Below are 12,370 nucleotides of genomic sequence, written 5' to 3' on the forward strand. Positions count from 1 at the left end.
GCTATACCCGGAACGACCTTCGTGTGATACGGCGCGCTGCCGCTGCCGCGTGTCTGGCGGTGTTCTACTGTTTATGTCCGTCTGTTTTGACAGCGCAGTCCTCATCCGAGTCAGCGCAGCACAGCCTTGCCATGCTGAGCGGTCAGGTATCCGCCGACCCAGCCGACCCAGAGGCTCGCATCCGACTGGCAATGGCGCTGCTGCTATCAGGTGCGCCGGACCGGGCGCGCTATCATTTGTTGCAGGCGCGCGGTACCCCTCTCGCTGTGGCAGAGCGCATCCAACTGGACGCGCTTCTCGCACGGATCGAGCCCCGGCGCGATCGCGAGGGCTGGCTAAGCTTTGCGATTGTCCCGGAGACAAATCCGGCCCAACGCACCGACACTGATACGATCTGGATCGGCGATGTGCCATTTCGTCTGAACCCTAATGCACGTGCGCAGCGCGCGACTGGGCTGCATATCAGCGCAGGTGGAGCGCTGATGCCACAAATTTCTGCCGGTCTGCGGGTGCGGCTTGGGGCAAGTGTCGCTGCACGGCTTTACGGAAACCGCGCGCTGCGGGACATCACACTGCGCGGCGATCTGGGCCTGCAAGGTCAGACAACGGGGGGGCATGATTGGCAGATTACCGGGTCGCTGGCGCGGCGCTCTCTTGGTGGTCGTAGTTTCGGGCAGGGTATGGGTCTGCATATGAGTTGGTCACAACGGCTGGGGCGCGCCTCGGTCCTGCGGCTGCGCATGGATGGGGTGAACTGGCGTTTTGCCAATCATCCGGCGCTGGATGGCCCTCAATTGTCGGCATCTGCCGATCTACGCCATGTACTTCGCCCTGATCTGGTGCTTACCGCCACCGTATCCGTGTCACGTATCAAGGCGCGGGCTGCCCATGAGGCCGGGCGCAGCCTGCGGGTCGGTCTGGGGGCACAGCAGAGCTTTGCGGGTGGACCGATTCTGGGAATCGATGCCTATACACAGACCCATCGTCGCGATGGCGGCGACCCTGTGTTGGGCATTATACGTAGCGACAACCAAGTCGGGCTTAGGTTGCGTGCCATGCACCGGGATCTGACACTTGGCACCTACAGCCCCGCCATCGAGATTTCAACTACCCGGCAACGATCAAACAGTCCGCTGCATACCTGGCGCAACACTCGGGCGTCGCTGTCACTGAGCCGGGCATTCTAGAGTAGACTGCGCACGAGTTGACTTTTGAGAATTTCCGTCTGGCTTGATTTCTGATTCAGACTGACTGCCGTGAAGGAAGTTGGTATGTATCGGCAAACCGTTTTCTTCAGATTTGCGTCCGCGATTTATCGCTGCTCTGGATGAAGGTATGTCCTCCAGTGCTGCGAGGCCAGGATGCAGATCTGCGCGGTTCAAGGCAGATCGCAGGCGGCGACGTGTCAGTGCTAAGGTCGGGCCGAGGCGTTGTCGATGGGCTGATACCGCACGTCTGGCTGGCCGGAGAACATGCTTGAACTGTTCCTGAGCTGAAACGTTGCGCGATCGACCGATAACCGCATCAAGAGTTCTGTGAGTAGCGTTGCGTGGCGGTTCACGCACCCTATCGACCCAGCGCGGCGACACCGAGTTGCCGCGCAATACGCCACAATACCTTGTGCCCTAGATCATGATAATCAACTTCTCCCGACAGTAGCCGCAAATAGCTGCGCGTCATGGAAGGGTTGCGTTCTACGGTACGCGGGAAATAACGGCGCACTGGCGTTGCATATATCAGCATACGAATGCGCCGGGCGACGGCAATTTCGCGGTGAATGTAGCGCAGCCGCTCCATATAAGCATCCATAGGGCGCGTGTTGGTTTGCAACGTCCTGACCGCGACTTCTCCCGCGAATTGTCCTGATCTCATCGCCCACGCTATTCCTTCGCCAGTGATGGGATCGACAAGCCCAGCGGCATCGCCTACTAGCAGCACAGGACCGCGGCCTGGTACCTTGCGATAAGCGCCGAAGGGCAGGAAGGCGCCCTTGCAGCGGATCCGGCTTTTATCCCTCAGATGCGGCGCATGCAGCGCAAGATACTTGCGAAAGTAGGCCTGCATGTCCGGGTTCTTCGCGTGCAAACCGCCAACACCTAGGGTGATCGAGTCATTCTTGGGAAACTTCCAACCATAACCCCACGGCGCTGCACCCAAATCAATCTCGACCGTATTATCATCGGTCAGGGAGCGGTCGAGTTCGACCTCCAATCCGAAGCCGATCTCGGCTGGATCGAAGGCGCGTCCGTAGAGTGAACGTGCCACAGCACTGTTGGCACCATCCGCACCGATCAGAATCCGCGACGACAGGATGCGGCCATCGGCTAGCGTTAGGCTGGGCGTCTCAGTGTTAATTGTGCTGACCTTCACAGGCGCAAAAACCTGTGCGCCTGCGGCCACTGCGCGGCGATGCAGTTCTGCGTCAAATTCGCGCCGCATAGTCATTTGAAGCACAGGCGCGTCGGCCATTTCGCCAATGGTGCTCCCTTCAAAAGCCAAACGAAACCTGGTTGATCCCAAGAAAAGGTTCCGATCGGGACAAAGTTCAAAGATTTCCGCCATGTAACGCGCGGAGCGCCCAGTGATACCGCCACCGCACAGCTTCTCGCGTGGAAAAGCTGACTTGTCTATAAGGGCAACCGAAAGCCCTGACCGTGCCGCCGTGATCGCCGCTGCACTACCTGCAGGGCCAGAGCCCAGTACAAGAACATCAAAGCTGTGTTTCACGAAGCAACCCTCTTGTTTGGGAGAACGCCGATCAGTTATTGTTGAAACTAGCAGGTTTGAGACACATAAGGCGTTTGGTCGCCTTGAGGTGGTGGTTGCATTGTGGGCGAGCAGACGCTTCTGTCCTTTCATTCTCCATACGACCGACCATTTGACGATAAGATTGCCTGATCCTGCCTACTGATCAAGTGTTTAGCATTGTGCATGGAATTGGTGTTCACTTGAAGCAAGTATATTCGGGCCGTTTGCACTGACAACCAAGGGCTGTTGACGATCAGGATTGAACTTACCCGCTGACGCGGGAGGCTGTTGATATCTGCCGCGACAACTACACGATGCACAGGTCTGGTTGCTAGACCAATCCTCAATCAGGAGATAATCCCATGACTGATATCACGGCAGCAGTGGAACCGCTGCGTCGTCGTATGATCGAAGACCATGAACCTGCGCAACCTGTGGCCTGCAACACTGCCTGCCGATCCGCAGCCAAGGCATCATGCCTGTCCATACGGTCACAGCGTCGATACACCGTGTCACAGCTTCACAACCCAGTTGCTTGAGAGCGGCACGGATTCCGGACCATTCCGGTTTTGTTGGAACATGCCAAGCTTCTGCCGGTTCCCGAGTTCCATGTCGGCTTTACGGTGCCCACCGCGATTGCCGAGGTCACCTTCATAACAAGGCCATTGTCTATGCGATCCTCTCTGAACGCGTGTGGCCTCTGACCCAAGAAACATGCGTTGAGCTGCGCGTGAGTTATACTGGTCTTGCCCCGCGTGGACATCTGCGACGGATCGATGCTGCCCGGGCGGCTATTGAAGCAGCAGTCAAAGGACAAGAATAAGATATACCCCTACATGAGTCTGACCTTGATAGCACTTTGTAGAAGGTAGAAGATGGCTCGCGTGCGCGATGATCCTGACGCCAAGATCAGCCTGGCTGCGACCATCAAAGAAAGCTTTGTCGTTGACGCCCACTCCATACCACACAACCGCTATGCGCAACTACGGGCGATGCTGTTTTTCCTGTCTTGATCGACAGAAGAATGCCATACATGCTCTTGTTCCACACATTTTTTGGGGGGGCTTCGATGGGCCGCGGCAAAGTGAATCTGACGCTGGACGCAGATGTAGCAGAAACCGCACGTGCACTTGGACTGAACATGTCACGCCTTGCGGAAGCTGCTTTTATCAGAGCTGCTAAACTTGAGCACAATCGTCTATGGCGCGAGGAAAACAACCACGCCATTGCCGCCTATACTCAAGAGGTGGCTAGGAATGGCTTGCCCCTGTCGCGCTTCAGAAGCTTCTAAAACGCTGTTGGCATGACATAATTTAGTCTGAGATGCTGCCTCCTGCGATGCGGTCAGCTTGTCGTTGATCTCTAAACCGATCCTATGGTTGTCGATGTATTGCAGATCGTTACCCTGCACGTGAAGTAGGGTAAGTTGCTGCCGTTCGGAGCCTGACTCTGGTATGCAAGTTGACGGCGCCACTTGGGTTGTCCGGATGCAGGGGTCAGCTGCGGTGCCGGGCGCGGAATTCTATGAGTCGATTGGTTTGTTGATCGAATATTGCGACGCCCTTAAGCGCACATTGGATATTCTGAACGATAAGGTGCGAATTTTTCGCGGATTGGACAAAACGAAGTCGACAGGAGCACCACGTGCCACATCTCTCCTGATGCGTGCGATTCACGGAGCAAACTAAGTTGGGCATTCTACTTAATTGTGAATAGAGGTACTTGTGCTTGATACACAAGTCTTTTGTCGCGAAACGCCGATGGTTCATGCGCGGTTCCGGACGGCGTGTGGTCAGGGAGGCGTTAGTCGTGACATTGAGACGCGAGAACGCTGAGTTAGTATTCGGCAATATTGTGCTGGGAGCCGTGTGCCGGATATGGGGTCGTTCTAACCGGTGGCCGTCGTAGAGCCAGTAAGGTGTCGCTGATGGTCTTGTCCAGCATGGGTGCAACGTACCAATTCAGTACGGAAAGGAATTTCGTTTTCGTGGTGTGGTTGCTACACAAGGCCGGAATAAGGCCGGATACTTTTCCCAAAATGAAAGAGCGAGCAGGCAAGTGCTGAAATCTCTGTATGACTGGACCTTGTCACTTGCGCGCCATCCGCATGCGCTATGGGCTTTGGCGATCGTGGCGTTCATTGAAAGCTCGATCTTTCCGATTCCGCCGGATGTGCTGATGATTGCAATGATCGTGGCGCGTCCGTCGCGGGCGTTTGTGATTGCGGGCGTGGCCACAGTCGCGTCTGTGGCTGGCGGGATGGCGGGATATTTCATCGGCTATGGTGCATTCGAGACATTGGGGCGACCGGTGTTGGAATTTTATGGCAAGGATGCCTATTTCGAGCAGTTTCAGGCGCGGTATAACGAATGGGGGGCCTGGGCGGTGCTGATCGCGGGGGTGACGCCTTTTCCCTATAAGGTCATTACCATTCTGTCGGGGGCGACCGGGTTGTCGCTGCCGGTGTTCATTGTTGCATCGGTGATTGCGCGGGCATTGCGCTTCTTCATTGTCGCCGCCCTGCTGTGGAGATTTGGCGCACCGATCCGTGATTTCATAGAGCGTCGTCTGGGGCTTATGTTCACCTTGTTTATGGCGCTTCTTCTGGGCGGATTTCTGGCTGTGAGGTATCTATGATGCGAAGGCGGGTTCAAATTCTGGCATTGGCAGGGCCTTTGGGGTTCTGCTTGACGCACTGATGGTGGCATTGCGCACTGTATATCTGGCAGCGCTGGTCGCATGTCATAACCCTGTTGTGCGGCAGCGGCACCGGTCTTGCCCGAGCCGGTCGTTGCGATGACCGCACGGCGAGGGTCAAGACATCTGGAACAGCCTTTTGCACATGCCGAAGAATTTCTGGCAGAGTGTGACTGTTTTTCGGCATTTCGACCCGCAGCCTTCGCGTTATGTCAGAATGTATCGAGCCAAGCGAGCTAGTGCTGCATCCCTCTTCCACGATGGCCAATCACGTGGTCAAGCCAGCTGCGGCCAACCGTCCCGCAAGGTCGGGTTGGTTTTCAGCAGGCGGCAGAAATGGGCGCTTGGTGCCAGCATCAGTTAGCGGGTGATTTCCCAAGCCAAAAAACATGCGCGATGTCTTCTATCCCTGTGCATCCAGCCCAAGTGTTGTCAGCGCCATGCGGATCATCACTGAATCGTGTCGCGATGCGACAAAATCCTCAATCGTTGTCCCAACCCAGATAGGTCAACACGCGCTCCGGCGCGATGTTGAATGGGTGGGGGCGGACTTACACGAGTGATGGGCCTTTTCATGTGCGCATATTCCGTCCGTGTGCGTACATTTTGCGCACATGGATACGTTCTCATGCCGAGCCATATTTTCTTTTAAATTTCAAAGCCGTACGTTCTTCCTGACTCAGGTTCTGCTTTTCTCGCTAAGTTTTGTGTCGCGCATGCCAGGTTATACTTGGCTATAAAAGAGTAACTACAACCTGCCGATGCCCTTCCAAGCCATTATTTTTAAAAAGATAAATATAATCAGTTGAGGCTATGGTGATTCCGAAACCACGATCATGCAGGGCCGAAACACCGCATCTGAAATTTCGACACCCAAAATCCGACGGGTTCGTCTGACTGACCCAGTGGATAAGTTTACGCTGGTGTTAATGAAACCACGAACGCCACTGGGGCGCGGAGCTTTACGATTGCGGGGCAAGTCGGAGCTGGAAATTGACGTATTACATGGCCGCAAGTATTGTGATCGACCCTCGCCGACAAGCGATTTTTCGTCTGGGTCATTTTCAGGGTGAATACGATGGAGCATCCGCATTTTTGCTCTCCACCCGATCGATTTCCTAGGTCAGAATGATACCTATTGCGGCGTGTAGGGCAGAGTGACGTAGTCAAGCGCGGGGGTAGGGGGGCAGGTCGCCCCGGCGTGTGCGTGATCTGCTGGCGTCCACCAATTGCAATCCTTCTAGAGCGGCTCTGTCTTTGTCATAATCGAAAGGGGATTCCGATTTTGGTCGCGGTATGCTTCAGAACCTCTACCGGTGAAGGGGGCCAGCATGGATGACGAAACCATGCTCAGACGATCTTCGGGAGCGCGTTGTCGAGGCGATGCAATCCGGGGCGAGCTGCCGTAGCGTTGCGGCACGGTTCGGAATTGCGCCGTCGAGCGCAGTGAAGTGGGCTCAGCGCGCGACGCAGACCGGCTCGGTGAGCCGGGCACAGATGGGCGGCTATCGGCGGCCCATTCTTGAACCGCACCGGGACTGGCTGCTGGATCAGGTGCGCGCCTGTCCGCATATCACCCTGGCGATGCTGCAAGAGCTGCTGGCCCAGCGTGGGGTCGACGTGACCCATGACACCGTCTGGTGGTTCCTGCGCGGCTGCGGGTTCAGTTTCAAAAAAGACGTTGGTCGCCGATGAGCGCGAACGCCCGGATGTTAAGCGTCGCCGCGACAGGTGGAAGCACCATCAGGGGCGTATTGATCCGACACGACTGGTCTTCATCGACGAGACCTGGGTGAAGACAAACATGGCACCGCTGCGGGGCTGGGCGCCCAAAGGCGAATGCCTGCCCGGCGCCGCGCCTTTTGGGCACTGGAAACCTCCACCTTCATTGCCGCCCTCCGCCATGACTGCATCGATGCGCCTTGGGTGTTCGATGGCCCCGTGAATGGGGACATCTTCCGGACCTATGTCGAACGGGTTCTGGTTCCGGCTCTGCGCCCTGACGATGTGGTCGTGATGGACAATCTGGGAAGTCACAAGAGCTAGGCTGTGCGGCAGGCCATCCGATCTGATGGTGGGCACCTCCTGTTCTTGCCCCCATACAGCCCCGATCTGAACTCCATCGAACAGGCATTCGCCAAGCTCAAACACTGGATACGCAACGCGGCACCTCGGTCGAGAGATATGCTTTGGCGCACCGACGGAACGATCCTAAACCGCTTCACCCCCGACGAATGCGCCAACTACCTCAAAAAACGCAGGCTATGCTTCCGTGCAAACCTGATGAGCTAAGCTTGAAAAGCCAAGATTGCGGTCGAGAGAAAGAGAATGCCAACAACGACAGATTTCGGCCGTACGTTTCGTTCTCCGATCAGCATGACGGACAACATGAAACCTACGATTAGGCTCGCCCGGCGAAAGACAGACAGATAGGTAACGCTCGCCGAAGGATCGTTGATTGCTAGGAAATACACCCATTCGGCGGCGACCCAAGATAGACCAACCAGCGGGATCCAAATTGACCAGGTTGGTTTCCATGCCGTCGGGTTTTTTCTGCACACCCAGGCGAGAAGTAGCCCCGCGAGGAGGAAGCGGTGAATGGCTGACCATGCCTGCACAGTCGTTGCTGATATGCCGATATCGTGGACGATGAACTTGTCATAGACAGTTGTCATGGCCGATAGGATCGTTGCCAATAGCATCATCAGCACCGGCACCGAGCGCATCAGTCGGATTCCCTCAGTTTTCCCGATCTGCGACAGCAGAAAGTAAGCCAGCACAGCGACGATGACGACAAAGAACTGAACGGGGCTCAAAAATTCCTGAAAAACGATGATGCCGCCGAGCATCGTCCAAAGTGGGCCTGAGGCGCGCATCGCCCCCGAAAACGACATCGGCAATTCACGGACCGCGTAATAGGCAAAGACCCAGCTGCCCGTCATCATGACCCCCTTGATGAGAATCAGCAGTTGTTCTTTCGCGTTGGTTTCCGAAACCCGAACATGAAACCCGGTCCCTGTCGCAATCGGCAAGAAGGCGACTAGCCAGGCCAATGCCCCAAACAGCGCCGACCAGAAAACGACGGTCATTACCATGTTTCGAGACATGGCCTTCTTGGTCCAATAGTCATAGAGGCCAAGGATGACCCCGGCCAGCAACCCGAAACCGACCCAGCTCATCGTCTTGCGCCCGCAAAGGCCTTGAAATTTTCACGCAAATGCAACGGTGATCCGGTCCCCGTCAAAATTACGCTACCAGCTGGTAGGTTAGAGGAAAGGATGAAGGAAAAAGCTGCCGTGATCTGGGAACCGGCGGCCAGTTGTCCCATGGCAAGCGGGCGATTGATCAATGCCCGGATACTCGCATCTGCAAGTTCCTCAAAAATTTCAGAGAATTGGGAATTTGTAGCACTGAAGGGAAACTGAAGCCAGTCGAACAGGCCAATCTCCATAGCAAGACGAGCTGAAGGGATATCGGAAACAGACGCTCCAAAGGACGTGATGCCGTTATTGCGCGCATGAGTGATCGCTGTGACGATGCCAGGCGATCTTAGGGTTTCGGCGCTTGCCTTGTGTATCTGAAGGATGTCTATCCTCCCGAGGAGCCTCAAGCTTTGATCAATACTGCGACAAAGCTCATCGGCATCGTGGCAAACGCGTGTCGAATTTCCCTCACCAGCCCAAAATTCACCCATCTTGGTGCTGATGACGAGTTGGGCACGTTCCTCAATCGTCAGATTCGCCAAAAACTGCCCAAGGAGCCGTTCACTGTCCCCATAGGCCGGGGCGGTATCAAAGCATCGTATGCCTAGTGTATGGGCGTCCTGCAGCAATTGCATTGCTACGTGCTGCAGGGGAGGCTGTGAGTTGTGCACACCCCAATTGCGCCCGATTGAGAGCAGCCCGAGCCCTAATTCCACGTTCGGCCTCATTTTGCGGTAGGGTGATAGAAGGTCTGCGATTTCATAGCCGCTGCATCGAAGCTTCCCTGAGCAGAGATGACATATCCCTGCGGTACGATCAGGTCCCGCGCTGTGCCTTGCCCCTTGAGGACACCGCCGCGCAAATCCGGATCTGCGGTATTGAACGCTGCGCCACCCTCAAGATGGCTACTGTCGACCAAGATCGCCCCGAGGATCTGTGAGCCGTCTTCGAGTTTGCTCGTCCCGTAAACTGCAGCTCCGCCGAGATATCGACCGTGGGAACCGATTGTGATACGGGCACCACTCCGATTGGCTTTGGCGGTGAAGCCCCCCTCTCCGAACTGGTTTTTATCAGCGACTAGGATGTCGCCGCTAGTCGCTGCGATCACTGTGCCGGGATGAAAGACGTTGCCATCGCCGATCTCCAACCTTGCCGCCCCCTCACGAAGGAGGGAGACAACCGGGTAAATGACGTTGCCCACTCCAATCTCGATACCATGGGCAATCAGCACAGAGAACGGATCGAAGATCGTGTTGCGAGACGACAGCGCAATGACATCTTCTATCGATAGCAATCCAGCCGCTTCCCGGACCTTGTTTAGCGTAGTAATATCCATGGTCATGCGATCTCTCTCATGGCCGAAGCAGCCGCATATCTGTCGCATGGCCGAGCTGAGATCAAATCATCATCGATGGCATCGTGGATCTTGGCGACTATGGCATCGGTCAAATACGGGGTTTCAGTCAGCTTTCCTGGCAGGGCAACAATATGGCCCGGGATCGGCTCACGGATCGCGACATTAAGCGAGCGGGCAGCGTCTTCCTGATCGACGAGATCAACTTTGACGCAGGCAATATCCATCGCGTCAGGATCGTGCCAACTTGGGAAAATTTTGCGGATTCCCTGCCGCAGGTTCTTCGCCCTATCGGGGATGACGTTGTAGCCCCGAACATCACAGAGGACGGCGTCTTCGTTGAATCCGATAACCGATACCTCTCCATGGTGCATCATCGCCGCTTCGTGCGCATCGAGGTAGAAAACTCCCATGGGTGCGAGCCGTTTGGTTACGACCAGATGGCTTTTCCAATAGCGCACTGGGATTTCGACCTTATGCAGAGCGGTAAAGAGATATCCGGTTTCCGCTCCTGTCGTATAAACGATGCGCTGGCCGCTGACACGCAGATGTCCACCATTGGGGTCCTCTAGTTCGAGAGTCAGTCCTTCACACCTGATGATGCGGTGGGCCACGAGGAAAGTGCAGCCGCTGACCCGTGCCGTCCCGAGGAGCTTTCGGTAAAGCAGACGGGTATTGATCGAGACGTCGTTGACCTCGAACAGGGCAGCAGCACGGGAAAAATCAGCCGCTGGGACACGCGACGCAGCGGCCAGCGGCGAGATTTGTCTGAAACTTACGTTGGCGTCTTCCCAACGGCTGATAACATCTTCGAGACGATCACCATCCCTGAGTATGGCGATGGATCTCTTGTCCGTATCCTCAATCGCCTCTGGGACGAACGCCTTCAGTTGTTTGTGTCCATAAATGCAGCGCCGGGCGACTTGCAGAGCGTTGGCGCGATCCCGGATCGAAACAGCATGATACGTGCCGCGATGCAGCCACCCTTCATTTCGTGTGGAGGGCCCCGATGCCAGACGCGGCTTTTGTTCGATCACTACAACCGAAAGCCCGATCTGGCTCAGCCTTTGTGCGGTCATAAGGCCAGCTGCACCTGCACCAACAACGATCACATCATAATTCACTGTCATTACTTATTACTCCTAAATCGTACCACAGAAAGAAAGAAAGAAAGAAAGAAACGCGAATAGGTTGTCAACAATAGGTTGTCAACCATGCAGAAAGATCATCCCAAGGATGCATCGCACCGGCAGCCCAGGCACGGCCCGTTCCTGGGCGACGTGGGCCACAAAAACCACCTGCCCGATTAACTACTGACACTCGCTGATGACGACATTCTGTTTGGCCTCCGCGCCCGATTCTGCTTGTGCCCACTCCGGCCCTCTGCGCGCTGGCCTGCCACCCCTTTCAACCGCAGATCCAAAAGCAGATGAGTGCCCTTGTGGTAGGATTCTTATGCGCTCACCGTCGAAGCCCGGTGTGGTGTTTACTGGATGGATCAGGGATAATCCGTGCGCGAGCATGACAGCATTAACGATGTAAATTTCCTGCGTATTCAGAGTGCGTCTGCACAAGAATGGGAGCCGTATTAATTGCGGGGGCATGTCTGACATGTTCGTTAAGAACTGGCATCCGCATTCCAACGCCCCGAACATAGGAAGCTGGGTTGCGGTCGTATTGTAAACCACCATCTTGGCTAAACCCGTGCTACATCCTTCACAAGGATGCGCCTTCAAAAAACCGCATGGGCAAAAAGCTGTTTCCCCTTGCTCGAAAATTGGTCTAGCAAATGCAAAACAAAGGTATTTCCATGGAGATCAGTTCCTTCGATATTCCCGGCCCTGTGCTAGTCACCCCGCGCCGATTTGGCGATGCGCGCGGCTGGTTCTGCGAAACATGGAACCGGACGAGGCTGCGGGCATCCGGACTGGACTGGCCGGAATTCGTGCAAGACAATCACAGCTTTTCCGCCCCGCGCCACACCTTGCGCGGCCTGCATTTCCAGCGCCCGCCGCATGCACAGGACAAGTTGGTGCGTTGCTCGCGCGGGGCCGTGCTGGATGTCGCAGTGGATGCGCGTAAGGGGTCCGCCACATACGGGCAATGGGTCAGTGTGGAATTATCGGCAGCGACTGGCACGCAGCTTTACGTTCCCAAAGGATTTCTGCATGGTTTTTTGACCCTGACGGATGACTGCGAGGTGCAGTATAAATGCACTGATATTTATGCGCCCGACTGTGACGGGGCGGTACGCTGGAACAGTCTTGGCATTGACTGGGGAACGGAAGCGCCGGTGCTGTCAGAGAAGGACGCGCAGGCCATGCCATTCGCGCAGTTTGAAACACCTTTTCATGCTGAAGGTTAGATC

Annotated in this window: 10 protein-coding genes and 1 pseudogene; 6 read left to right on the top strand and 5 right to left on the bottom strand. The window is 55.8% G+C overall.

Annotated features, from left to right (window positions below; genetic code table 11):
- Positions 1-131 precede the first annotated feature (131 nt).
- On the top strand, positions 132-1,187 hold the full coding sequence (locus PUT78_RS12680) for a surface lipoprotein assembly modifier (protein WP_274352639.1): 1,056 nt from the start codon (positions 132-134) through the stop codon (positions 1,185-1,187).
- Between the two features lie 379 nt (positions 1,188-1,566).
- On the opposite strand, the gene PUT78_RS12685 is transcribed toward PUT78_RS12680, so the two are convergent.
- Positions 1,567-2,727, bottom strand: coding sequence for a geranylgeranyl reductase family protein (locus PUT78_RS12685; protein WP_274352640.1), 1,161 nt, complete (start codon positions 2,725-2,727; stop codon positions 1,567-1,569).
- An 896-nt stretch (positions 2,728-3,623) separates the two neighbouring features.
- On the opposite strand from PUT78_RS12685, the gene PUT78_RS12690 reads away from it, so the two are divergent.
- The 4 genes and pseudogenes from PUT78_RS12690 to PUT78_RS12705 all read left to right on the top strand — a co-directional run bounded on the left by PUT78_RS12690 (position 3,624) and on the right by PUT78_RS12705 (position 7,729).
- The gene (locus tag PUT78_RS12690) at positions 3,624-3,761 is read left to right on the top strand and encodes a hypothetical protein (RefSeq protein ID WP_274352641.1); all 138 of its coding nucleotides are present in this window, start codon (positions 3,624-3,626) and stop codon (positions 3,759-3,761) included.
- A gap of 20 nt (positions 3,762-3,781) precedes the next feature.
- Positions 3,782-4,039, top strand: coding sequence for a type II toxin-antitoxin system CcdA family antitoxin (locus PUT78_RS12695; RefSeq protein ID WP_274352642.1), 258 nt, complete (start codon positions 3,782-3,784; stop codon positions 4,037-4,039).
- A gap of 767 nt (positions 4,040-4,806) precedes the next feature.
- Positions 4,807-5,385: a YqaA family protein gene (locus PUT78_RS12700; protein WP_274352643.1), complete on the top strand. Its 579-nt coding sequence runs from the start codon at positions 4,807-4,809 to the stop codon at positions 5,383-5,385.
- 1,395 nt (positions 5,386-6,780) lie between these two features.
- A pseudogene (locus PUT78_RS12705) lies at positions 6,781-7,729 on the top strand (IS630 family transposase).
- Positions 7,730-7,733: 4 nt separating this feature from the next.
- Here PUT78_RS12705 and PUT78_RS12710 read toward each other — a convergent pair.
- The 4 genes from PUT78_RS12710 to PUT78_RS12725 are packed head-to-tail and all read right to left on the bottom strand — an operon-like array spanning position 7,734 to position 11,132.
- Positions 7,734-8,624, bottom strand: coding sequence for an EamA family transporter (locus PUT78_RS12710; RefSeq protein WP_274352644.1), 891 nt, complete (start codon positions 8,622-8,624; stop codon positions 7,734-7,736).
- Positions 8,621-9,376, bottom strand: coding sequence for an aldo/keto reductase (locus PUT78_RS12715; protein ID WP_274352645.1), 756 nt, complete (start codon positions 9,374-9,376; stop codon positions 8,621-8,623). The genes PUT78_RS12710 and PUT78_RS12715 overlap by 4 nt, the downstream gene beginning before the upstream one ends.
- Positions 9,373-9,990, bottom strand: a complete 618-nt coding sequence (locus PUT78_RS12720; RefSeq protein ID WP_274352646.1) for a hypothetical protein — start codon at positions 9,988-9,990, stop codon at positions 9,373-9,375. Before PUT78_RS12720 ends, PUT78_RS12715 begins: the two co-directional genes overlap by 4 nt.
- Positions 9,987-11,132 carry an NAD(P)/FAD-dependent oxidoreductase gene (locus PUT78_RS12725; protein ID WP_274352647.1) on the bottom strand — a complete coding sequence of 382 codons (1,146 nt, stop codon included), beginning with the start codon at positions 11,130-11,132 and terminating at the stop codon, positions 9,987-9,989. Before PUT78_RS12725 ends, PUT78_RS12720 begins: the two co-directional genes overlap by 4 nt.
- Positions 11,133-11,812: 680 nt before the next feature.
- On the opposite strand from PUT78_RS12725, the gene rfbC reads away from it, so the two are divergent.
- Positions 11,813-12,367: a dTDP-4-dehydrorhamnose 3,5-epimerase gene (gene rfbC / locus PUT78_RS12730; RefSeq protein ID WP_274352648.1), complete on the top strand. Its 555-nt coding sequence runs from the start codon at positions 11,813-11,815 to the stop codon at positions 12,365-12,367.
- Positions 12,368-12,370 lie beyond the last annotated feature (3 nt).

The organism is Roseinatronobacter alkalisoli (assembly GCF_028745735.1).
Lineage (GTDB): Bacteria > Pseudomonadota > Alphaproteobacteria > Rhodobacterales > Rhodobacteraceae > Roseinatronobacter > Roseinatronobacter alkalisoli.

Bases quoted from the DNA above. Each gene is read 5' to 3' on its own strand.
- rfbC (WP_274352648.1), top strand. From the start codon at position 11,813: ATGGAGATCAGTTCCTTCGATATTCCCGGCCCTGTGCTAGTCACCCCG.
- PUT78_RS12680 (WP_274352639.1), top strand. From the start codon at position 132: ATGCTGAGCGGTCAGGTATCCGCCGACCCAGCCGACCCAGAGGCTCGC.
- PUT78_RS12695 (WP_274352642.1), top strand. From the start codon at position 3,782: ATGCTCTTGTTCCACACATTTTTTGGGGGGGCTTCGATGGGCCGCGGC.
- PUT78_RS12710 (WP_274352644.1), bottom strand. From the start codon at position 8,624: ATGAGCTGGGTCGGTTTCGGGTTGCTGGCCGGGGTCATCCTTGGCCTC.
- PUT78_RS12725 (WP_274352647.1), bottom strand. From the start codon at position 11,132: ATGACAGTGAATTATGATGTGATCGTTGTTGGTGCAGGTGCAGCTGGC.
- PUT78_RS12715 (WP_274352645.1), bottom strand. From the start codon at position 9,376: ATGAGGCCGAACGTGGAATTAGGGCTCGGGCTGCTCTCAATCGGGCGC.
- PUT78_RS12720 (WP_274352646.1), bottom strand. From the start codon at position 9,990: ATGACCATGGATATTACTACGCTAAACAAGGTCCGGGAAGCGGCTGGA.
- PUT78_RS12690 (WP_274352641.1), top strand. From the start codon at position 3,624: ATGGCTCGCGTGCGCGATGATCCTGACGCCAAGATCAGCCTGGCTGCG.